20 protein-coding genes are annotated in these 18455 nt (G+C 69.1%); 9 read left to right on the top strand and 11 right to left on the bottom strand.

Going from position 1 to position 18455, the window contains the following annotated elements; translation table 11 throughout:
- Window positions 1-439: 439 nt before the first annotated feature.
- Together Y710_RS19290 and Y710_RS15180 are read left to right on the top strand one after the other, a co-directional pair.
- Window positions 440-1141, top strand: a complete 702-nt coding sequence (locus Y710_RS19290; RefSeq protein ID WP_331709908.1) for an LCP family protein — start codon at window positions 440-442, stop codon at window positions 1139-1141.
- Window positions 1142-1221: 80 nt separating this feature from the next.
- Window positions 1222-1767 carry a ferritin gene (locus Y710_RS15180; protein ID WP_006898078.1) on the top strand — a complete coding sequence of 182 codons (546 nt, stop codon included), beginning with the start codon at window positions 1222-1224 and terminating at the stop codon, window positions 1765-1767.
- A gap of 24 nt (window positions 1768-1791) precedes the next feature.
- On the opposite strand, the gene Y710_RS15175 is transcribed toward Y710_RS15180, so the two are convergent.
- The 4 genes from Y710_RS15175 to Y710_RS15160 are packed head-to-tail and all read right to left on the bottom strand — an operon-like array spanning window position 1792 to window position 4913.
- Complete coding sequence (locus Y710_RS15175; protein WP_062367825.1) at window positions 1792-2757, bottom strand: DUF5926 family protein; 966 nt, start codon at window positions 2755-2757, stop codon at window positions 1792-1794.
- Between the two features lie 58 nt (window positions 2758-2815).
- Window positions 2816-3604, bottom strand: a complete 789-nt coding sequence (locus tag Y710_RS15170; RefSeq protein WP_085950764.1) for a glycerophosphodiester phosphodiesterase family protein — start codon at window positions 3602-3604, stop codon at window positions 2816-2818.
- Complete coding sequence (locus Y710_RS15165) at window positions 3601-4563, bottom strand: DUF4328 domain-containing protein (protein ID WP_062367824.1); 963 nt, start codon at window positions 4561-4563, stop codon at window positions 3601-3603. Before Y710_RS15165 ends, Y710_RS15170 begins: the two co-directional genes overlap by 4 nt.
- Complete coding sequence (locus Y710_RS15160) at window positions 4563-4913, bottom strand: rhodanese-like domain-containing protein (RefSeq protein ID WP_006898082.1); 351 nt, start codon at window positions 4911-4913, stop codon at window positions 4563-4565. The genes Y710_RS15165 and Y710_RS15160 overlap by 1 nt, the downstream gene beginning before the upstream one ends.
- A 441-nt stretch (window positions 4914-5354) precedes the next feature.
- Between Y710_RS15160 and Y710_RS15155 the strand changes: the two genes are divergently transcribed.
- Complete coding sequence (locus Y710_RS15155; protein ID WP_006898083.1) at window positions 5355-6089, top strand: VOC family protein; 735 nt, start codon at window positions 5355-5357, stop codon at window positions 6087-6089.
- Between the two features lie 28 nt (window positions 6090-6117).
- Here Y710_RS15155 and Y710_RS15150 read toward each other — a convergent pair whose 3' ends face one another.
- Both Y710_RS15150 and msrA read right to left on the bottom strand, forming a co-directional pair.
- The gene (locus Y710_RS15150; RefSeq protein ID WP_045539354.1) at window positions 6118-7182 is read right to left on the bottom strand and encodes a winged helix DNA-binding domain-containing protein; all 1065 of its coding nucleotides are present in this window, start codon (window positions 7180-7182) and stop codon (window positions 6118-6120) included.
- Window positions 7183-7191: 9 nt separating this feature from the next.
- Window positions 7192-7911, bottom strand: coding sequence for a peptide-methionine (S)-S-oxide reductase MsrA (gene msrA, locus Y710_RS15145; RefSeq protein WP_006898085.1), 720 nt, complete (start codon window positions 7909-7911; stop codon window positions 7192-7194).
- Window positions 7912-8028: 117 nt separating this feature from the next.
- On the opposite strand from msrA, the gene Y710_RS18790 reads away from it, so the two are divergent.
- Entirely contained in the window at window positions 8029-8172 is a 144-nt protein-coding gene (locus tag Y710_RS18790; RefSeq protein WP_156150494.1) for a hypothetical protein, read from the top strand.
- 123 nt (window positions 8173-8295) lie between these two features.
- Window positions 8296-8925: a superoxide dismutase gene (locus Y710_RS15140; RefSeq protein WP_045539355.1), complete on the top strand. Its 630-nt coding sequence runs from the start codon at window positions 8296-8298 to the stop codon at window positions 8923-8925.
- Between the two features lie 103 nt (window positions 8926-9028).
- Here Y710_RS15140 and Y710_RS15135 read toward each other — a convergent pair whose 3' ends face one another.
- From Y710_RS15135 to Y710_RS15120, 4 genes are all read right to left on the bottom strand, one after another.
- Window positions 9029-9577, bottom strand: coding sequence for a dihydrofolate reductase family protein (locus Y710_RS15135; RefSeq protein WP_006898087.1), 549 nt, complete (start codon window positions 9575-9577; stop codon window positions 9029-9031).
- Window positions 9574-10530: a helix-turn-helix domain-containing protein gene (locus tag Y710_RS15130; RefSeq protein WP_045539357.1), complete on the bottom strand. Its 957-nt coding sequence runs from the start codon at window positions 10528-10530 to the stop codon at window positions 9574-9576. Before Y710_RS15130 ends, Y710_RS15135 begins: the two co-directional genes overlap by 4 nt.
- 71 nt (window positions 10531-10601) lie before the next feature.
- Window positions 10602-11351 carry an energy-coupling factor transporter transmembrane component T family protein gene (locus Y710_RS15125; RefSeq protein ID WP_006898089.1) on the bottom strand — a complete coding sequence of 250 codons (750 nt, stop codon included), beginning with the start codon at window positions 11349-11351 and terminating at the stop codon, window positions 10602-10604.
- Window positions 11351-13378, bottom strand: a complete 2028-nt coding sequence (locus Y710_RS15120) for an ABC transporter ATP-binding protein (protein ID WP_045539365.1) — start codon at window positions 13376-13378, stop codon at window positions 11351-11353. The genes Y710_RS15125 and Y710_RS15120 overlap by 1 nt, the downstream gene beginning before the upstream one ends.
- Before the next feature lie 160 nt (window positions 13379-13538).
- Here Y710_RS15120 and Y710_RS15115 point away from each other — a divergent pair, with 160 nt between their 5' ends.
- Together Y710_RS15115 and Y710_RS15110 are read left to right on the top strand one after the other, a co-directional pair.
- Entirely contained in the window at window positions 13539-14267 is a 729-nt protein-coding gene (locus tag Y710_RS15115; protein ID WP_062367823.1) for a TMEM165/GDT1 family protein, read from the top strand.
- Between the two features lie 120 nt (window positions 14268-14387).
- Window positions 14388-15149, top strand: coding sequence for an SDR family oxidoreductase (locus Y710_RS15110; RefSeq protein ID WP_045539361.1), 762 nt, complete (start codon window positions 14388-14390; stop codon window positions 15147-15149).
- Window positions 15150-15195: 46 nt separating this feature from the next.
- Here Y710_RS15110 and Y710_RS15105 read toward each other — a convergent pair whose 3' ends face one another.
- The gene (locus Y710_RS15105; RefSeq protein ID WP_062367822.1) at window positions 15196-16860 is read right to left on the bottom strand and encodes a TM0106 family RecB-like putative nuclease; all 1665 of its coding nucleotides are present in this window, start codon (window positions 16858-16860) and stop codon (window positions 15196-15198) included.
- A gap of 132 nt (window positions 16861-16992) precedes the next feature.
- Here Y710_RS15105 and Y710_RS15100 point away from each other — a divergent pair, with 132 nt between their 5' ends.
- Together Y710_RS15100 and Y710_RS15095 are read left to right on the top strand one after the other, a co-directional pair.
- A complete protein-coding gene (locus Y710_RS15100; protein ID WP_062367821.1) occupies window positions 16993-17718 on the top strand; it encodes a DUF6474 family protein in 726 nt (241 codons plus the stop codon).
- A 3-nt stretch (window positions 17719-17721) separates the two neighbouring features.
- On the top strand, window positions 17722-18447 hold the full coding sequence (locus Y710_RS15095) for a cutinase family protein (RefSeq protein WP_006898095.1): 726 nt from the start codon (window positions 17722-17724) through the stop codon (window positions 18445-18447).
- Window positions 18448-18455: the final 8 nt, after the last annotated feature.

The raw sequence follows: 18455 nt of genomic DNA, 5'->3' as shown, positions 1-18455 counted from the left end.
GGTCGGCTACGCCCCGCGCCAGGAGCCCCAGCCGGTCCCGGCGGGGCGGCGGCGCCCTCCGTCTCCCGCACCGGCCGCAGGTGACGCACCGCCTCGCCGTCGCTCCGACGAGAGGCGGTCCACACCGCCGCCGACTCCGCCCCGGCGCCGCGGCCGCGCCGCGACCTCTCCCAAACCGCGCAAGCGCAGGCGGTTCCGGCTGGGCCGGATCCTGCTCGTGATCGTGCTCCTGCTCGTCGTGATTCCAGTCGGGCTGCTGTTCTATTACGACGGCAAGCTGCATCGGGTCAACGCCCTGTCCGGCTATCCCGGACGGATCGGCGATACTCCCGGAACCAACTGGCTGATCGTCGGAACCGACTCCCGTCAGGGACTCACCGAGGAACAGAAGAAGAACCTGGCGACCGGTGACGCCGACGGAGCGCGCACCGACACCATCATGATGGCGCACCTGCCGACCTCGGGTAAGCCGATGCTCATCAGCATCCCCCGCGACCTGTACGTGCCGATCCCCGGAATGGGCAGCCACAAGATCAACGCCGCCTTCAACAACGGCGGGCCGCAACTACTGGTCCAGACCGTCGAAGAGTTCACCGGCGTCCGCATCGACCACTACGCCGAGATCGGGTTCGGCGGCTTCGACAACCTCGTCGATTCCGTCGGCGGGGTTCAGATGTGCCTCGATCAGCCCCTGCACGACCCCAAGGCCGGGCTGAACCTGCCCGCGGGATGCCAGAGACTCGACGGCGCTCAGGCACTCGGACTGGTGCGCACCCGCGCCTTCCCCAACGCCGACCTGGAGCGAGTGGTGAACCAGCGCAAGTTCCTCGCGGCACTGATGTCGAAGGCCACGAGCCCAGGGGTGCTGCTCAACCCGTTCCGGCTGTTCCCGTTCGTCAGCGGGGCGGTCGACGCGGTCACCGTCGACAGCGGCGACCACATCTGGAACCTGGCCTGGCTCGCGTACAAGATCAGCGGTGATCCGATCACCACGACGGCGCCGGCCGACGGCGACGAGTTCACCGACGACGGCGACTCGCTGATACCGGGCGAGACGACGAAGAGTTTCTTCGACTACATCGCGCGCGGCCGGGCGGTTCCAGCCGATCTGCTGAGCGGAGGAACCGGCGCCGTGTCGTAGTGGCCGCCGCCACCGAATCGGAGTCGGGCGCCGCCCGTCGCCACCAGCCGGGTGCGGAGCCGGGCCATTAGACTCGTCCCATGACCGAAACGCCGCGCACGCCGTTCCATCAGCTGCTGCACGACCAGATCAGCAACGAGTTCTCCGCATCTCAGCAGTACATCGCGCTCGCGGTGTACTACGACAGCCACGACATGCCGCAGCTGGCGAAGCATTTCTACGCCCAGTCCGTGGAAGAGCGCAATCACGCGATGATGATCGTCCAGTACTTCCTGGACCGCGACATCGATGTCAAGATCCCCGCCGCCGACGCCCCGATCACCGAGTTCGACGACTACCGCGGCCCGATCGAACTCGCGCTGAAGCAGGAGAAGATCGTCACCCAGCAGATCGTCGATCTGGCGAAGACCGCCCGCGACAGCGGCGACTACCTCGGCGAGCAGTTCATGCAGTGGTTCCTCAAGGAGCAGGTGGAGGAGGTCGCGACGATCACCACGCTCCAGACCATCGCCGACCGCGCCAACGGCAACATCTTCGATCTCGAGAACTTCGTGGAACGCGAGGTCAACAACGGCGGCCCCGCACCCGACGCCGCCGAACCGCCGGCCGCGGGCGGAAACCTCTGACGGCCGGCGGGACGGCTCCGGCGGCTACCGCAGCGTGACCTGACGCCCGATGATGCCCGCCCGGGAGCTTCGCTCGGCGGCGGTGAGGTCGGAGGTCTCCGCCAGCGCCTCGGTCAGCCGGGCGTCGAACTCCTCGACTCCCGAGTGCCATTCCTCGTGGTGCGCCTCGGGATCGAGGTCGAAAACCGGAACCACCAGACCGTGGGTGCGGAACGAACCCGCGAAGCGCGAACCCTCGCCCAAGGTCAGCCCGCCGGCCGCGTGCACGCGGGCGAGTGCGTTCATCAACGCGGTCTCCTCCTCCGGACGCACCCACCTCAGATGTGCACGATCGCCTGCGTCGACCCACCACGGTGCACCGACCCCGCTCGACGGGTGCAGCCGGGCGGTCGGAAGGATTGTCGCGTTGGCGCGCTCGAGCATCATCGAGAGCTCCGCCGGAACGTCGGAGTCGTCGGCGAACCACCACCCGAAGTCCTCATGCACGACCACCTGGAGCTCGGCCTCCGGGTCGATGATCTCGGTGAGCGGACGACCGAGTACGCCGCCCGGGTAGGTGTCGCCGGCGGCGGCTGCACTCGCCCAGGTCAGCGCCGCGGCCAGCGAGCCGGCGAGGTCGGCCGGCTCGGGGTTGGTCTGCAGGGCCACGAGGCCTCCGGTGACCTTCCCGCCCTCGTCCCCCTCCGCCGCTCCGCGCTCGCCGAAGACCGCTGCGTCGCGCTGCCGGACCTGGACCGGCACCGCACCGGGCAGAATGGTCGCGAAGTCGGCTTCGTGCGCCGCGTCGAACCCTGCGGCGAACGGCACCCGGGCAGTGGCGGAAGCGATGAAGGCGCGCAACGCCACCAGATCGCATTCCGCCTTGAGTCCTTCGAACGGGCGCGCCGGCGCCGCCAGTGCGGCTTCCTGCCGCGCCTTGCGGGCGGCGATCCGCTCGGCTCGATTGCTCCCCGGACGCGGGCCGCTGCCGCGCTTACTCTTCTTTCCCATGCGACCAGCCTCTCATCCGCCGGGACGCGGCGCACGAGGGCACCCGATCGCTGACGTCTCACTCCACCGTGACGAGCCAGTCCCGGACTCGGGCCGGGTAATTGGTCGCCAGCCAGCGCACGCCGAGGTCGGCGCACAGCTGCACGTCGGCCTGGTCGTCGCACGTCCACGCGTAAGTGACGCGGCCTGCTGCGGCGGCCCGATCGACGAGGTCGGGGTGCAGCCGCAGGGTCTCGATGGACGGTCCGACACCGGTGGCGCCGACAGCCGTGGCCGCCGTCCCGCCGATGATGCGGATGCTGTCGCCGAGGAGGATCGTCGGGAGTATCGGTGCGGTGCGCCGCACCCGCCACACACCCGCCGGGGAGAACGAGATCACGACGGCACGGCTGTGGTCGGCAGACGGCGGCGCAGCGACGCCGAACTCGTGGAGGACTTCGAGGAGTTTGAGTTCCACCATGCTGCCGAAGCGGACCGGATGCTTGGTCTCGATGAACAACCGCACCGGCCGATGCCAGTCCAGGGTGAGGGTGAGCAATTCGCGCAGGGTGAGCACCGACGCCGCCCGGCCGCTTCGGTGCCACGAGCCGAAGTCGTATTCACGCAGTTGCGCCAGGCTCATCTCGCTCACCACACCACTCGCGTCGGACGTCCGGTCGATGGTGCGGTCGTGGATGCAGACCAGTTCGCCGTCGGCGGTCAGCCGGACGTCGCATTCGAGGCCGTCGGCGCCCTGCGACAGCGCCAGCTCGTAAGCGGCCAACGTGTGCTCGGCCAGCTCGCCGGAGGCGCCGCGATGCGCGACCACCGCGGGCTTGCCCGAGCGCGAGATACCCGCCGACATCATGCCGCCACCAGTCGTCGTCCGGATGCGCTGGAACCGACCGGACCGGTGAGGACCGTCACCAGCCGCGGACCCACCCAGTGGGCGAAGACCGCGGAGACCGCGAGCGAGAACGTGACCAGCGCGAGCGCATTGGCGCTCACCTGGACCGAGTCGCTGAACCATGAGCCGATTCGATAGCAGACCGCGATCAGCGCGACGAGATTGACGATCGCCCACGCGGTCCCCAGACGCTTGATGCGTCCGATCGCCGGAGCCGGAGCGTCGCCGCACAGCGCGGCCTCGCTGAGCAGCAGGGGGATTCCGACGACATTGGCCAGCGGCACCGCCGCCAGCGCCAGCACCACGCGGGCCGGCCGCGGGTCCCGGCGGTCGGCGGCCCGATACGCTGCGGCCCGCGCCGGAAGCAGCCAGCGCACGAAGGCCACGAGTGCCACCAGCATTGCGACGAAGGCGAAGACTCCGAAGACGAGCACCGCGGCGCCCGAGAGCAGATCCAGCCACATCGGAATCGGCGTCGAGCGGTTGACGGCCGCGATGACGTACCGGATCAGATGCACCACCGCCGCCGCGCCGAGCATGGAGGTCGCCATCCGCAGCGCGCGCAGCAGCGCGTCGCCGGGGTCCGCGGGCTCCGGGTTCTCCCCCGGCGAGATCGGCCCGCGATCCGACAGACCCCAGCGCGGTATGTACCGGTACGACGGGGTCGGTGTCCATTCGTGCGCGCGGACCGTGACCGGAGCCGGACGCGCCTCGGCCGGACGGTCGGCGACCCAGCGCAGACCGGCCCGCGCGACACTCGTGCGCGGTGCCGAAGCCCCTCGCGCGGCACCGGACTGCGGCCGCTGAACCACGCGGCCCTGTGCGTCGAGCACCATGAGCCGACGGCCGCAGCGCGGGCACAGTTCACGTCCCTCGCGATGCGGCGCCTGGATGCGGCAGCTGGGGCAGACGTCGAGCATCAGGCGTCGCCGCTCCCATACATCCCTTCGGTTCCGGTGTCGACGGGCTTGTCCGCCGCCTGCCACGCCACCATGCCGCCCTCCACGCAGGTTCCGTCGATACCGCGCATCGCCAGGTACTGGAGCAGGCGGAACGATCGCCCACTGGTCCGGCATATCACCAGGAGTTCGGAGTCGAGGTCGATCTCGTCGATCCGCGCGGGCACGTCGTCGAGCGGGATGTGCAGCGCCCCGCGCACGTGGGCTTCCTCCCACTCGTAGTTCTCTCGAACGTCGAGAAGGACCTTGTCGGTGACATCGCTGAAGTCGTCGGGGAGGTCGGTGACCGCCACCGTCTCGATCTCGTCCATGCTCACCGTTCCCATGCTTCCACAAGTGCCCGGAACTCGATGCGGAGCCGCCGCGGATGACCGCATCGCGGAGCCTTCGGCGCTACCACAACCGCCCAGCGGCGCACGCGCTCACCCATATGCAAGGTTGCATATTTTTATCCACAGAGGCGTGTCGCACTGTCGATCCACACATACCCACAACCTCCGCCAGTCCTGTGGACAGCCCTGTGGATTTGTGGATAAGGGGAGGTGAAGCAAGACTTTCTGTGTCGCACGTCTCATTCCGTCTGACAATTCCCTGAATCTTCATCGCATTTCCCCTGGATTGTCGCCTGACGGCCAAGCGATTCTTCCCCAAGTGCACTGTGGACAACGTGGGGATAACCCAGTCGAACAAACCCTCAAGTTCTACTTGCGACTTGCTCGGGCGCTGATCGCGGCACACTACACTCCGAGGTTGTGCACGTGCGCTGGCTCACCGCTTTCTTCGACTTCCCGGCCTCCGAATTCGGCGCGGAGGTGACCTTCTGGCGCGCGATCTCCGGCAGTACGGTGTCCCCGCCGCGCGGCGAGTTCAAGGAGTTCGCGACGCTCGAACCGTTCCACGGCGACCCTTATCTGCGTGTTCAGCGGGTCGACGACGGTCCGGGCGGGATGCATCTGGATCTCCACGTGGACGATCCGTCGCAGGCGATGCTCGAGGCCGAGTCGAGGGGCGCGACGGTCGAGTCCGTCGCCGACGGTGTCGTGACGATGCGCTCGCCCGCCGGCGGCGTGTTCTGCCTCATCCCGTGGCGGAACGAATCAGTCCGGGCCCGGCCCATCCGGTGGCCCGGAGGAGGCATCAGCATCATCGATCAGCTCCGATTCCAGGTGCCGTCCGCCGACTTCGGTACCGAGGTGCAGTTCTGGGCCGGACTCACCGGCAAAGACGCCGGCCCCACCGAGGGCGTCGATGCGGTCGCTCTCAACAACAGTCCCCGACTCTCGCTGCAGGTCGTCATCATGCGGACCGACGAGAGCGTCGCCAGCGCGCACACCGCGATCGCCGCCACCAACGTGCCGGACGAAGTGGAGCGGCACGAGGGCTGGGGCGCGACGGTCGTCGCACGCTCCGCCGACTGTGTGCAGATGGCCGACCCGTGCGGCCGGCTCTACTGCATCACTGCGCGCAATCCGCGGACCGGTGTGTGAGACCACCCCCGACTGCCCCACGCGTCCGTCAGCCCAATTCGGCGAGTCTGCGGGCCTCACGTTCACACTCACGGCGCTGCGCCGGCCGCAGGTCCACGAGCTCGGTGAGCTCGACGCCGGCCGCCGTCCGCCGCCAGGTCCCGGCCAGTCGCCCGTCCGCCAGGATGAATCCCGGCGACTGCCCGTTGGGTGTCACGGTCCGCGCGTAGACGTCCGGGTCGGCGACTCGGGCGCGGTCGGCGGCGGTGAAGATCACGTTGTCGAAGGGTGCGACGAGCCGAATCGGCACCGCGGTTTCCGGATCAGCGAGCGCCAGCCCGTCCAGGTCGTACAGCGTCCGTCCGTCGGGTCCGGTGAGACGCACCAACTCCCAGTCGTCCGTCATCTGCTCCAGTACCGGGCGCAGTCCGCGCAGACCGGACCAGGTCTGCACCGCCGCGACCGTCGACGGCCCGAAACCCCTCAGGTAGAGGCGGATCAGGTCGCGGATCGCCTCATCACCGGCGACGGCCGGCTCCCCCGGTCCGATCCAGTCGTCCAGCAGGCGGAAGGCCGGGCCGCCCGACCGTCGCCACAGTCCCCGCGGGGGCGTCTGGACCAGCGGCATCCACGCCCGGACCACCGCGGCCATCGCGTCGACGGGTTCGGCCGGCCAGGTCTCCGAGAGCGCCGTACGCAGCCGGGCCGCCGTCACGGGTTCGGGTCCACCGCCGATGATCCGCGCGCCCACGGCCGCCACCTCGTCCGGGGCCGGACCGTTGAGTCGTCGGACGTGATGGCGAGCCCCGCTGATCAGCGTCGGGCTCAGCAGCGCCCTGATCCACCGCGCGTCGAGGGCGTCCATCAGGAAGACCGTGCCCCGCTGAAGCGCCATCCGGACCATCGATCGATCCTGGATCAAACTGTCCAATTCGGCTGGATCGAAGTCCTCGATCCGGGAGGCGAGCGCATAGAACGCGGCCTGCGGATCCTGCGACTGCAGGCCGACGCACCGGTCGACGACCTCCACGGCGTCCTCGTCCACCCGCTCGATCAGGTGTTGCCGCTCGAGCAGCGTGCGGTTCCATTGGCGCAGACTGATCGCTCCGGTCACGGCCGCGAGTCAGCCTGCCGCCGGGAACTCCAGGCCCGTGGTGGCATGGCAGCGGTATCCGTTGGGGTTCGTGAACAGATACTGCTGGTGGTAGTCCTCGGCGTAGTAGAACATCCCGTCGCCGGCCTCCGACATCAGCGAGATCTGGCTGGTCACCGGACCGTAGCCGGCAGCGGCGAGGACCGGTTCGAACCGGCGTGCGGCGGCCGCGGCCTGGTCGGCCTCGGCCTCGTCGAAGGTGAAGACGGCCGACCGGTACTGAGTGCCGATGTCGTTGCCCTGCCGCATCTCCTGGGTGGGGTCGTGCGAGGTGAAGAAGACCTCGAGGATCTTCTGGAAGGTCAGCACCTCCGGGTCGTAGACCACAAGCACCGACTCGGTGTGGCCGGTCTGTGCGGTGCACACCTCCTCATACGTGGGATTCGGCGTGTAGCCGCCCGCGTACCCGACGGCGGTGGTGTGGACTCCGGGCAGCTGCCAGAAGATCTCCTCGAACCCCCAGAAGCATCCGCCGGCCAACACCACGGCGCGCAGGTCCGGGCCCCAGTCGCCGATACCCGCCGGAGCGAACTCTCCGTTCTCGTCGGCCGCCCCGCGCAGCGGCCGATGCAGCACCCGATGCTCCGCCGGTATCGGCATCGGCGCCCGACGGCCGGGAAGTGCGTCGTCGCGAGCCACCATCACGCGCTTGACGTCGGCTGCGGCCAGAATCCGATCGAAGAGGCTCATGCATTCCAGCGTACGTCGATCCGGACGGTTGTCGGGGCCGTCGATCCCGAGTAGCGTCTGGTACCCAGGAAGTCTGGTGTGAGGCACATCACGTCCAACAGTCGGGGAGGCTCAACGATGGCGGGACAGGCACGGTCAGCACTCGATCGGCCCGCGGAGGACACTTCACGTCTCGACCTGCACATCGGACAGCAGTGCGCCGCGACCGCGGCCACCATCGCGGCGATCATCGTGGCGATCGTGCTCGTCGTGCTCATCTGAGCCCGGGCGGTCGGCGGGTTTCGCGCAGTCGGCCGCCCTCTGTTGCAAAGCGTCTCGGTCTACGGAAATGTAGAAACCAGACCCGGGTACGGATCTTTCACACTTTCCACAGAGAGGACCATCGTGGCTGAATACACTCTGCCTGAGCTGGACTACGACTATGGCGCCCTGGAGCCGCACATCTCCGGCAAGATCATGGAGCTCCACCACAGCAAGCACCACCAGACCTACGTGAACGGTGCCAACACCGCTCTGGAGAAGCTGGCCGAGGCGCGCGAAGACGGCACCATCGCCGGCAAGGTCTACGGACTGTCGGCCAACCTCTCGTTTCATCTCGGTGGCCACACCAACCACTCGATCTTCTGGAAGAACCTGTCGCCCAACGGCGGCGACAAGCCCGTCGGCGACCTCGCCGACGCGATCGCCAACGATTTCGGCAGCTTCGACAAGTTCCAGGCCCACTTCACCGCGGCGGCCACCACCCTGCAGGGCAGCGGCTGGGCCATCCTCGGCTGGGACACCATCGGACAGCGTCTGGTCATCGAGCAGCTGACCGACCAGAGCGGCAACACCTCCGCCGCCCTCATCCCGGTCGTCATGCTCGACATGTGGGAGCACGCCTTCTACCTCGACTACCAGAACGTCAAGCCGGACTACGTCAAGGCTTGGTGGAACGTTGTGAACTGGGCCGACGCCGGCGAGCGCTTCGATCGCGCCCGCACCCAGGGCGCGGGCCTCATCGTCCCGGCCTGACACTGGGCCCGGCGACATACCCGGCACGGCGGCCCGGCACCGAAAGGTGCCGGGCCGCTCTGCGTCTCGGGAGGGGCCGGCCCGGAAGGGACCGGTCCGACTGTCACTGCGACGGGCCCCTGGCCCCCACCACGCGATAGCGCGCGATCACGAAGGCCTTGTTCCGGGCGGTCTCGAGCAATTCGAAGTCGAAGGGCCGGGTGAACAGCGGCCGCCCCGCTCCCAGCGCGACCGGGGCGTAGCAGACCACCATCTCGTCGAGCATCCCGTCCGCGGCGAAGGCGGCGGCGAGGCCGCCGCCGCCGACCACCCACACGCCGAGTTCACCGGCCGCGGTCTCCAGGAGTTCGCGGTGCTCGGCAGGGCTTCCGGAGATCACTCTCACCGTGGGATGCACCAGGGGCAGTTCGCGGTGACTGAAGACGAAGGTCTGCTGATCCGGATAGGGCCACGGCTCGTCGGGCGTGTGCTCGAGCACCCACTCGTAAGTGGTCGCGCCCATCACGATCACGCCGGTCGCCGCCATCAGGTCGGCGATCGAGAACGGACCGTCCTCGTCGATCGGCTGCGACAGCAACCAGTCGAGCGAATCGTCCGGATCAGCGAGGAATCCATCGAGTGTGGAAGCGGTGTAGTACGTGTAGTCGGTCATGGGGTTCCTCCTCCGGTGTGGCGTCGGTGCCAGACGATCGGGTCGGGGTCGAGGGCCGGAACGTCGACGTCGACGCCCGCGTCGCGGAGCATCCATCGCACCAGCAGCCGACGGTGTGCCGAGAACGTCAGTTCATGAGCCACGATCTGGCCCAGCAGAAAGGACTCGGGCGGTACACACAGCGCATCGACCACTCGGTCCGACCACGCGTCGCGACGATCGATGTCGCGGACGGTGGCGAGCCAGCGCGCGGAGACATCGGCGTGCCGGTCCCTCAGCGCCCCGATCTCGCGGACCGGTGTGAGGTCGGGCATCTGTTCGCCGGCAATCGTCGCCAGCCACGGCTGCTTGCTGACCACGAGATGCCACATCACCTCCGACAGTGATTCGTCCGGCCCGTCCCAAGAACGCGGACGGCTCCCGGGCAGCCTGCGCCGCGTGTACTCGTCGTCGCCGAGTTGCGCGACGGCGTCGATCAGCACACCGATGTCCGCGACGTCGTGCCTGGACATGATCTCGACGACGTCCCCGGCCGGTCCGGAGCCTGCCGTGCGGCTGTCGCCGGCGTCCACGTAGAGCGCGGTCGGCGAATGGAAGTGGATGCCGTTCGGGGCCGGCAGCCAGTGGCCGGATCGATCGGCGGGCGGCAGAGCCGTCGGGGGGTGTCCGTACGCGCGGGCGAAGGCCCGGCTGAACCCCTCCACCGATTCGTAGCCGTTGGCGAAGGCCGTCTCGGTCACCGAGGCGCCGCGCTGCAGTTGCCACGCGGCTCGTTCCAGGGTCACTCTGCGCCGCAGCGCCACCGGCGACTCGCCACTTCCCTGCCGCACCTGCCGCGCGAAGTGGAACTGCGAGGTGTACGCCTCGCCCGCCATCGCATCGAGATCGTCGTTCGCGTCGTCGAGAACCGCGTCGAGGAGCATGCGCAGCGGATCGGGCCTCGGTTCGCTCATGCACCGAGTATCCCCGGGGCGCTCGGCCGGACGCTTGACCGTTCTTGCTGTGTTCGACGGGCCGCCGCTGACTACAGGTAGATCACGCTCACCGTGACCGCGGCCGCACACGCCACCGCGAACACCCCGAGCACCAGCGCATCGATGCGGCCGGGACGGGACGGATACGCGGTCAGCCGCCCGGTGCCGCCGCGCGCGGTGATGGCCTCGGCCATCTCCGAACTGCGCCGCATGGCCGACGACATCGCGGCCACGATGATGTCGAGCACCGACAGCTCCGCCGAAGGGTGTCCGGAGTCCGAACTCGACCGCGGTCGCAGTCGGTGCGCGGCCCACAGGAGCCGGATCTCCTCCACGAGCAGCGGAAGGCCGCGGAGCGCCAGGGCGATGGTGACGGCCCATTCGTCGACGGGAAGCCGGAGGATCCGCAGCGGCGACATCAGGCGCGCCAGCGCCGGCGCCAATTCGGCCATCGGAGTCGTCCAGATCACGAGCACCGACATCGACACCACCAGCAGGCCGAGGAGAACCCCGCGCAACGCCGTGATGCCGCCGTCGCTGCCGCGGGCGATCCACGACCACACCACCGTCGCCGCCATCAGCGCCCAGAACCACCACGGCGGCCGCGGCAGCGCGCCGAGCGGGATCTTGGCGATAAGCACGAAGGCGATCAGGCAGATCGCGACGAAGCCGAGCCCGGGCCAGGAGGGAAGGACCCACGTCATGAGCCCCAGGACGAAGATGATGATCAGCTTGCTGCCGGCCCACAGCCGGTGCACCGGCGAATCGCCGGGGATCTCGCGCAGCATCGGAATCTGCATCACAGACCGCCTTCCAGCACGCCGTCGACCAGTTCGATCCGACGGTTGCACACCCGATCGAGCGACTCCAGATCGTGCGAGATGATGATGATGGTCGCGCCCTTCTCCCGCAGTCCGGCGAGGACGGCGAGGACCTCCTCGCGCGCCTGCGGGTCGAGTCCGGCCAGCGGCTCGTCGAGCACCAGGAGTTCCGGCCCCGAGGCGATCAGGGAGGCGAGCACCACGCGGCGCATCTGACCTCCGGAGAGGGCGTCTACCCGCCGCGCGGCGATCTCCCTCGGCAACGCGACCAGGTCGAGCACATGCCCGACCTCGGCGGTACCGACTTCGAGACCGCCCACCGCCATGATCTCGTCGGCGACCGTCGTCTTCTGCAATTGCAGTCGCGCGTGCTGGAAGCCGAGTCCCACGTCGCCCACCCGCTCCGCCGTCGGCTCACCGCCGAGCAGCACCGAGCCGCGGGTGGGGGTGATCAGTCCGGCGAGGATCCAGGCGAGGGTCGACTTCCCGGAGCCGTTGCCGCCGACGATGAGGACACCGTCACCGGAATTGACCTGGAAGTTCACCGATTTCAGCGCGGTGACCTCCCACGGCGATCCGGGCAGATAGGTGTGCGCCAGATCGCGGACCACGAGCAGCGCCTGCCCGTGCTCGTCGTGCCGTTGCGGTAGCGGGGGGCTGATCGCCTCCGGCCGCATCCACTCCGGATGGTGCTCCACCACCCGGCCCGCCTCGAGGTGGATCACGCGGTCTGCGGCGCGGGCCTCGGAGTCGCGGTGGGTGATCAGCACGACGGTGATCGCCCGGCGGCGCGGGAGTTCAGCGAGGATCTCGATCAACTCGGCGCGCCCGACCGGGTCGACCATCGACGTCACCTCGTCGGCGATGAGCAGCTGCGGGCTGCGCGCGAGCGCGGCGGCCACCGCCAGTCGCTGCTGCTGACCGCCGGACAGATCGGTGGTCTCGCGGTCGCCGAGTCCGGCGAGACCCACTTCCGCGAGCAGTCCGTCGACGTCGACCTCCGCGTCGTCGGGCAGTCCCCACACGAGGTCGTCCGCGACCCGCGCACCGAGCATCTGTGCTTCGGGCCGCTGCAGGACGAGTGCCGTTCCGCCCTCTCGGCCGAGGCCGGGCGCACCCGGGCGGTCGACGATACCGATGGTCGGATCCACGCCGGCCAAGAGCTTGGCGAGCGTCGACTTCCCCGAACCGTTTGCGCCGACGACAGCCACGAACTCACCGCTGATCAGCGAGAGGTCGATGTTGTGGAGCACCTGCCGGTCCGACCCCGGATAGGTGTAGCCGACCCCGGCCATGCGCAGCGGAAGGGGCTCCACGGGGCGATCGCCGTCGGCGATCCCGGCGATCTCCAGGGTGTCCTCCAGCGGCACCTCGTCGAGGCGGTCGAGCACCTTGCCCAGCAGCCACCCGGCGATCAGCAGCGTCACCAGCGTTCCGATCACGCCGGGAATCCACATCCACAGCCACCAGTTGTCGACCACATTGCGCGAGAGCGCGTCCATCGCGTCGCCGACGGCGTCGAGTCTGATCGCGCGCGCGGTCTTCGCGATTCCGGTCAGCACGTTGTCGAGGACTTCGAGTGCCAGTTTGCGCAGCGGCACCAGTACCCACATCAGCAGTACCGACACCCCGGCGAGGATCGGCGAGGCCAGCAGCGACATCAGCGCCATGGCGGGCATCCGCCCGCCGCGCCGATGCACCTCGCCGATCAATCCGCCCATCACCGCCGAGACGAGCACCGCGAAGGCGGGCCCCAGCCCGGCGACCACGAAGGTCACCGCCACCGTCGTGACGATCGCCGCCAGGACCGCCCGCGGGCGGGTGCGCGCCGCGAGCAGCGCGACCGGCACCGGTGTCATGAACCCGAGCGCCGCCGCCAACGGCACCACGGAGACGATGACGGCGGGCACCACCGTCAGACCACTGAAGATCGCGATGGCCGCGATCTCACGGGCACGCAGGCCCCCTGTCGGCGTCGCCGGGACGTCGATTGCTTTGCTGACCACCTGTCCATTGTGCCCGGTCGGGGTGCCGGACACCGACGCTCAGGGCTCCCGGGGCGGGTCGGTACGGGTACCCGAATCACCCCTTTTGGGCTCCCTACCAGCGATTTTCCAGGCCGACGATCTGTTGCGTACGGCAGATAGGCCGCCCTAACCTGGCGATATGTTCGCCGCTCTGATGCTCAGCTCGGGCATCATCTTCGTCGCCGAGCTGGGCGACAAGTCTCAGCTCATGGCGATGACTTACGCTCTCCGATACCGCTGGTGGGTGGTACTGGCCGCGATCCTGACCGCGACCACCCTCGTCCACGCCGTCTCGGTCTTCTTCGGTCATTTCCTGGGCCTGTCGATACCGTCCGACATCATGTCGGTGCTGGCCGGACTGTCGATGCTGGTCTTCGGACTCTGGACGTTGCGGGGCGACGAGCTCGACGAAGCGGAGTCCGCCCGGGCGCGACGGGTCGGTGCATCGGTGTTCCTGGCCGTGATGAGCTCGTTCATGCTGGCCGAACTCGGCGACAAGACGATGCTCGCCACCATCACGCTCGCCACCGATCACGACTGGGTGGGCGTGTGGATCGGCTCGACGGTCGGCATGGTCGCCGCCGACGCGCTCGCGATCGTCGTCGGCCGACTGCTCGGCAGGCATCTCCCCGAGCGCGCCATCGCGGTGGGCGCGGCGGTCCTGTTCTTCGGATTCGCCGTCTGGCTGCTGGTCGAGGGTCTGTCGGGTGCTTCCGGAGTCCTCGTGGCCGTCGCGGTCCCGGCCGCGGTCCTGATCGTCGTCGCGGGTGTGTTCTGGATCCGGGTGACGCATCGGCGCAGGCAGGCGCGCTCGCAGGTCGCCGAACACGACGTCGCCGAAGCCGAACGGATCCGCGAACTGTACTGAGAGAGGCTTGCGGGTACTATTGCATCGGCCCTACCGAGCGAGCGCTCGGGGTTGTGGCCGATCAATCCGTCACGGTGCCCGGTCCGGTGCGGGCCGCACCCGCCTGAAAGGAATTCGTCCATGGACGTCACAGGTTCCGCAGTCATCGTCACCGGCGCCGCATCCGGCCTGGGTGCCGCCACGGCACGTCGGTTCGCCGAGCAGGGAGCGACCGTCTTCGGCATCGACCTGCCGCAGTCGATCGAGAAGGCGGAGTCCGTCCCGGGCGTGCAGTTGGTGGCCGCCGACGTCACCAGCGAATCCGAGGTCCAGGCCGTCATCGATCAGATCGTCGAAGCCGGTCTGCCCTTGCGCGCGGCGGTCAACTGCGCGGGCGTGGGCTGGGCGTCACGCATCCTCGGCAAGGAGGGCCCGCACGATCTGGAGCTCTTCCGCAAGGTCATCGACATCAACCTCGTCGGCACGTTCAACGTGATGCGCCTGGCCGCCAACCGGATGCAGCATGAGTCCGCGGTCACCGACGACGGCGCTCGCGGCGTCATCGTCAACACCGCGTCGGTCGCGGCCTTCGAGGGCCAGATCGGGCAGATCGCCTACACGGCCTCGAAGGGTGCCGTGCATGCCATGACGATCTCCGCCGCCCGCGACCTCGCTCGAGCCGGCGTCCGCGTGTGCACCATCGCCCCGGGCACCATCAACACCCCGATGCTCGCCGGCGTCACCGACGAGTTCAAGAAGACGCTCGAGGCGGGCATCCCGTTCCCGCAGCGTCTCGGCGAGCCTTCGGAGTACGCCGACCTCGCGGCGTTCATCGTCTCCCACGACTACCTCAACGGCGAGACCATCCGCATGGACGGCGCACTGCGCATGGCTCCGCGCTAGAGGACCTCGCGCAGCGGTGGCGGGCCGGCCGGTGAACGCCGGCCCGTCACCGCCCGCCGGGCCGAACGCCGCCGCCGGCGTTCTCGGCCAACAGATCGGCGGCCAGCGGAAGCTCGAGCACTTCGTCCGAGTCGATCCATTCGCGGAGCACCTTGGTGGCGCGGACGTCGTCCTCGTTGTACTGAAGCAGACGCTCGCGCTGACTCTCGTCGCGCACCGCGCCGTCCAGACCCACCGCGGCGGCGTACCACTCCATCGACGCCTCGCCGCCCGCCTCGTCGTCGCGCCAGTTGAACCCGGCCACCGGAGCGATGCGCTTGAGTCCCTTACCCTTCGGGCACACGAAGTTGGCGTTGACGGCCTCGAACACGTCCACCCACTCGCGGGATGCGATGAAGGCGTCCACCGCGGTCCGCGACGGAACACCCGGCATGCCGGCGAACCGGTCGGCGCTGCCGCGCAGCCACCGGTTCTCGGCATGCTGCGAATAGCAGTAGGCGGCGAAGGTCTTGCCTGCGGCACGCGCCGCATCGCGTTCGGCCGTCAGCCACGCCCAGAACTGCGCGAACGACCGCCCCTCGTCGCGCGTGGGCAGCGGATCCCACGTGACGAACGGACGATAGGCCACCGGCCGCGCCGGATCGGTGTTGTCGGTCAGGAGTGTGCCCCACATGTACGCGCCACGCTCGGAATAGCTCTCCATGTCAACGTCGACCTCGACATCGGCCCGCTGGACGCGCGGACGGTCGTGCCGCCGGACCAGCGGGATCTCGCGGACCCAGCACTTCGCGGACACGACGGTGTCGTCGAAGCGCACCGCACCCACCCACTCGGCCGGCTCCGCGCCGCGATAATCGGCGAGCTGATCGATGGTGACGACCCCGATGTCGCGGAGAATCTGCCCCTGGTTCCCGCCGACCACCAGACTCACGTCACGTTTCTCAGTGAGTTCGGCCTCGCACCGCGGCCACCAGTGACAACTGCGGCACTCGCTCACCCGTCGGGGCGAGGTCGCGATGTCCCCCGCGGCGATCGCCCGGCGGCGATCGAAGGTCTCGTCGTAGTCGTGGGCCGATTCGCCGAGCGGGACCACGACGATGCAGTCGGCGTCGAGACCGATCAGTCCGCCGAGCGCCTCCTCCCGCGCGGCGTGCAGCCGTCCGAGGTCGTCGAGCATCGCCGCGATCTGCGCCAGCCGCATCACGTCGCCGCGCCGGCTGCGGAACGACCGCGTCGCATCCGGCTCGGGATGCCAGCCGAACAACGGACTGGTCCGCAACGTCGGCACCTCGCCCTCGCGGGGTTCGGCGATCGTCGTGGTGACACGGTGGTTGACGACGATGATCGGGAGATAGCCCTCCCCCTGCCGCAGCAGCGCCTCGGCGTGACCGCGACGGCCGCGCTCCACGTCGGTCGGCAGTGCGGCCTGGAGAATCCACTGCGCCCCGCGATCCATCGCCGCACGGGTCGCCGCCACCCGGTCTCGGTGATCGGCCGCCTCCACCACGACCACCGTTCCCTCCGGACGGTCGCTCCAGAACCCGCGGATCAGATCGAGCACGTGACGTCGATGCGCCTGAGCTGCCTCGATCCGTCGATTCGCCTCGGCGGTCTCCGGCTTCGCGACACCGTCCGCGGCAGCCGCGGAGTCGAGCGCCAGCCGGTGCTCGCAACCCGTGAGATTCCGCGCACCGAGAATCGCAGATCCCACGTGATCGGCCTCGACTTTCCGTTTCCGAGCGGCAACACGGCCACGGGGGCCGAGTTGTTCATTACCCACAGAGACTATGCAAAGCTGGAGACAACTGATCGCAGGTGTCGGGTATCCGACGGGAAGGTCGCCATGGGACTGCTCTCATCTATGAGCTCGAAGAGGGCTCAGCGCAAGGCCGATGCGAAGGTTCGCAAGGCGGAGGAGAAGGCGATCCGCAAGCGCGCCGAGGTCCAGGCGGAGGCCGAGTCCCGCGCGAGCCGCAAGGCGCAGAAGCGTCGGCTCAAGGATGAGCACAAGTTCCACAAGCGGGCGCAGAAACAGGATCGCAAAACGGTCAAGGCCACCGGCAAGGCCCAGCAGAAGGCGGCGGCCGCCGAGGCCAAGGCGATAGCCGAACAGGCGAAGGCCGACGCCGCCGCGGCGTTCTTCACGCCGGCGAAGATGAAACGGTACCTCGCGGTGGCCCGGATGGCGGCCCCGATCGTGGTTCCGATCGCGTATCGGGCCGCGGTCGGCGCCCGCAGCCAGGTGACCGCCGTCCAGGCCCGCCGAGCGGGCGTGTCGCCGGCGCTCCTGACCCAGTACGGCGGCCCCAGCGCATCGCTGCGGGCGCGCATCGCGGCCTGTCGCGCCACCGCGGACGAGGTCGCGGAGCTCGAGCAGTCGGCCGAGGGCAAGGCCTTCGTCTCGGCGATGTCCAGCCGCCTGGACAACCTCCAGGTCGCTGCCGATGCCGCCGACACCATGCCCGCTCAGCAGCGGAAGAACGCCCAGCGCGCCATCGACAACGAGTTGACGGCGATCGACAACGATCTGCTGGCGCGGCTCAACGTCCATCCGGTCCAGGCGGGCTGAGCCGTGACGCGCCGGGTACTCGCGCTGCTGTCCTGCCTGATCGTTGCGGCCGCCGGTCTGCTGACCGGCGGCGCGACCCTCGGCCGCGCCCCCTCGACCGCGGCACCGCGGTGCGTCGACGTGCACGTCCTGTTCGCGCGCGGCACCGTCGAGGAGGCTCCCCCGCTGGGCGTCACCGGGATCGCGTTCGGCAACGCCGTCAGGAACCGGTTGCCCGGTAAGTCTGTCCGCATCGAAGCCGTCGACTACGCCGCGAGCGGCAACTTCACCGACCGGCTCGCGTTCGCGCGCACCTTCGTCGACGGAGTCAAGACCGCGCAGCGGCGGGTGAAGTCGATCGCCGCCGCGTGCCCGGACACGCGGATCGTCATCGGTGGCTACTCGCAGGGCGGCGCACTCGCCGGATACGCGATCAGTTCGGCCTACCGGGTCCCCGATCGCTATCAGCAGTACCGCACATACGTGCCCGAACCCCTGCCCGCGGCCGTCGCGCCCCACATCGCCGCCGTAGTGGAGTTCGCACCGCCGTCGGCGCGCTTCCTCCGCGAGGCAGGCGCTCCCCCGGTCCAGCCGCAGGCGGTCTACCGGAACCGGACCGTCGAGTACTGCATCCAGGGCGACACGATCTGCAACGGCGCACCGCTCGGCGGCCCGAACGCGCTGCACCTGCTGTACTCGGTGAACGGCATGGCCGATCAGGCCGCCGATTACGTCGCCCGGCACCTGTAGCGCGACCC

The organism is Gordonia sp. QH-12 (assembly GCF_001578675.1).
GTDB lineage: Bacteria > Actinomycetota > Actinomycetes > Mycobacteriales > Mycobacteriaceae > Gordonia > Gordonia sihwensis.
This window is presented reverse-complemented; position numbering and strand designations above follow the sequence as displayed.

Bases quoted from the DNA above. Each gene is read 5' to 3' on its own strand.
- Y710_RS19290 (WP_331709908.1), top strand. From the start codon at position 440: ATGATGGCGCACCTGCCGACCTCGGGTAAGCCGATGCTCATCAGCATC.
- Y710_RS15180 (WP_006898078.1), top strand. From the start codon at position 1,222: ATGACCGAAACGCCGCGCACGCCGTTCCATCAGCTGCTGCACGACCAG.
- Y710_RS15175 (WP_062367825.1), bottom strand. From the start codon at position 2,757: ATGGGAAAGAAGAGTAAGCGCGGCAGCGGCCCGCGTCCGGGGAGCAAT.
- Y710_RS15170 (WP_085950764.1), bottom strand. From the start codon at position 3,604: ATGATGTCGGCGGGTATCTCGCGCTCGGGCAAGCCCGCGGTGGTCGCG.
- Y710_RS15165 (WP_062367824.1), bottom strand. From the start codon at position 4,563: ATGCTCGACGTCTGCCCCAGCTGCCGCATCCAGGCGCCGCATCGCGAG.
- Y710_RS15160 (WP_006898082.1), bottom strand. From the start codon at position 4,913: ATGGACGAGATCGAGACGGTGGCGGTCACCGACCTCCCCGACGACTTC.
- msrA (WP_006898085.1), bottom strand. From the start codon at position 7,911: ATGAGCCTCTTCGATCGGATTCTGGCCGCAGCCGACGTCAAGCGCGTG.
- Y710_RS18790 (WP_156150494.1), top strand. From the start codon at position 8,029: ATGGCGGGACAGGCACGGTCAGCACTCGATCGGCCCGCGGAGGACACT.
- Y710_RS15135 (WP_006898087.1), bottom strand. From the start codon at position 9,577: ATGACCGACTACACGTACTACACCGCTTCCACACTCGATGGATTCCTC.
- Y710_RS15130 (WP_045539357.1), bottom strand. From the start codon at position 10,530: ATGAGCGAACCGAGGCCCGATCCGCTGCGCATGCTCCTCGACGCGGTT.
- Y710_RS15125 (WP_006898089.1), bottom strand. From the start codon at position 11,351: ATGCAGATTCCGATGCTGCGCGAGATCCCCGGCGATTCGCCGGTGCAC.
- Y710_RS15115 (WP_062367823.1), top strand. From the start codon at position 13,539: ATGTTCGCCGCTCTGATGCTCAGCTCGGGCATCATCTTCGTCGCCGAG.
- Y710_RS15110 (WP_045539361.1), top strand. From the start codon at position 14,388: ATGGACGTCACAGGTTCCGCAGTCATCGTCACCGGCGCCGCATCCGGC.
- Y710_RS15100 (WP_062367821.1), top strand. From the start codon at position 16,993: ATGGGACTGCTCTCATCTATGAGCTCGAAGAGGGCTCAGCGCAAGGCC.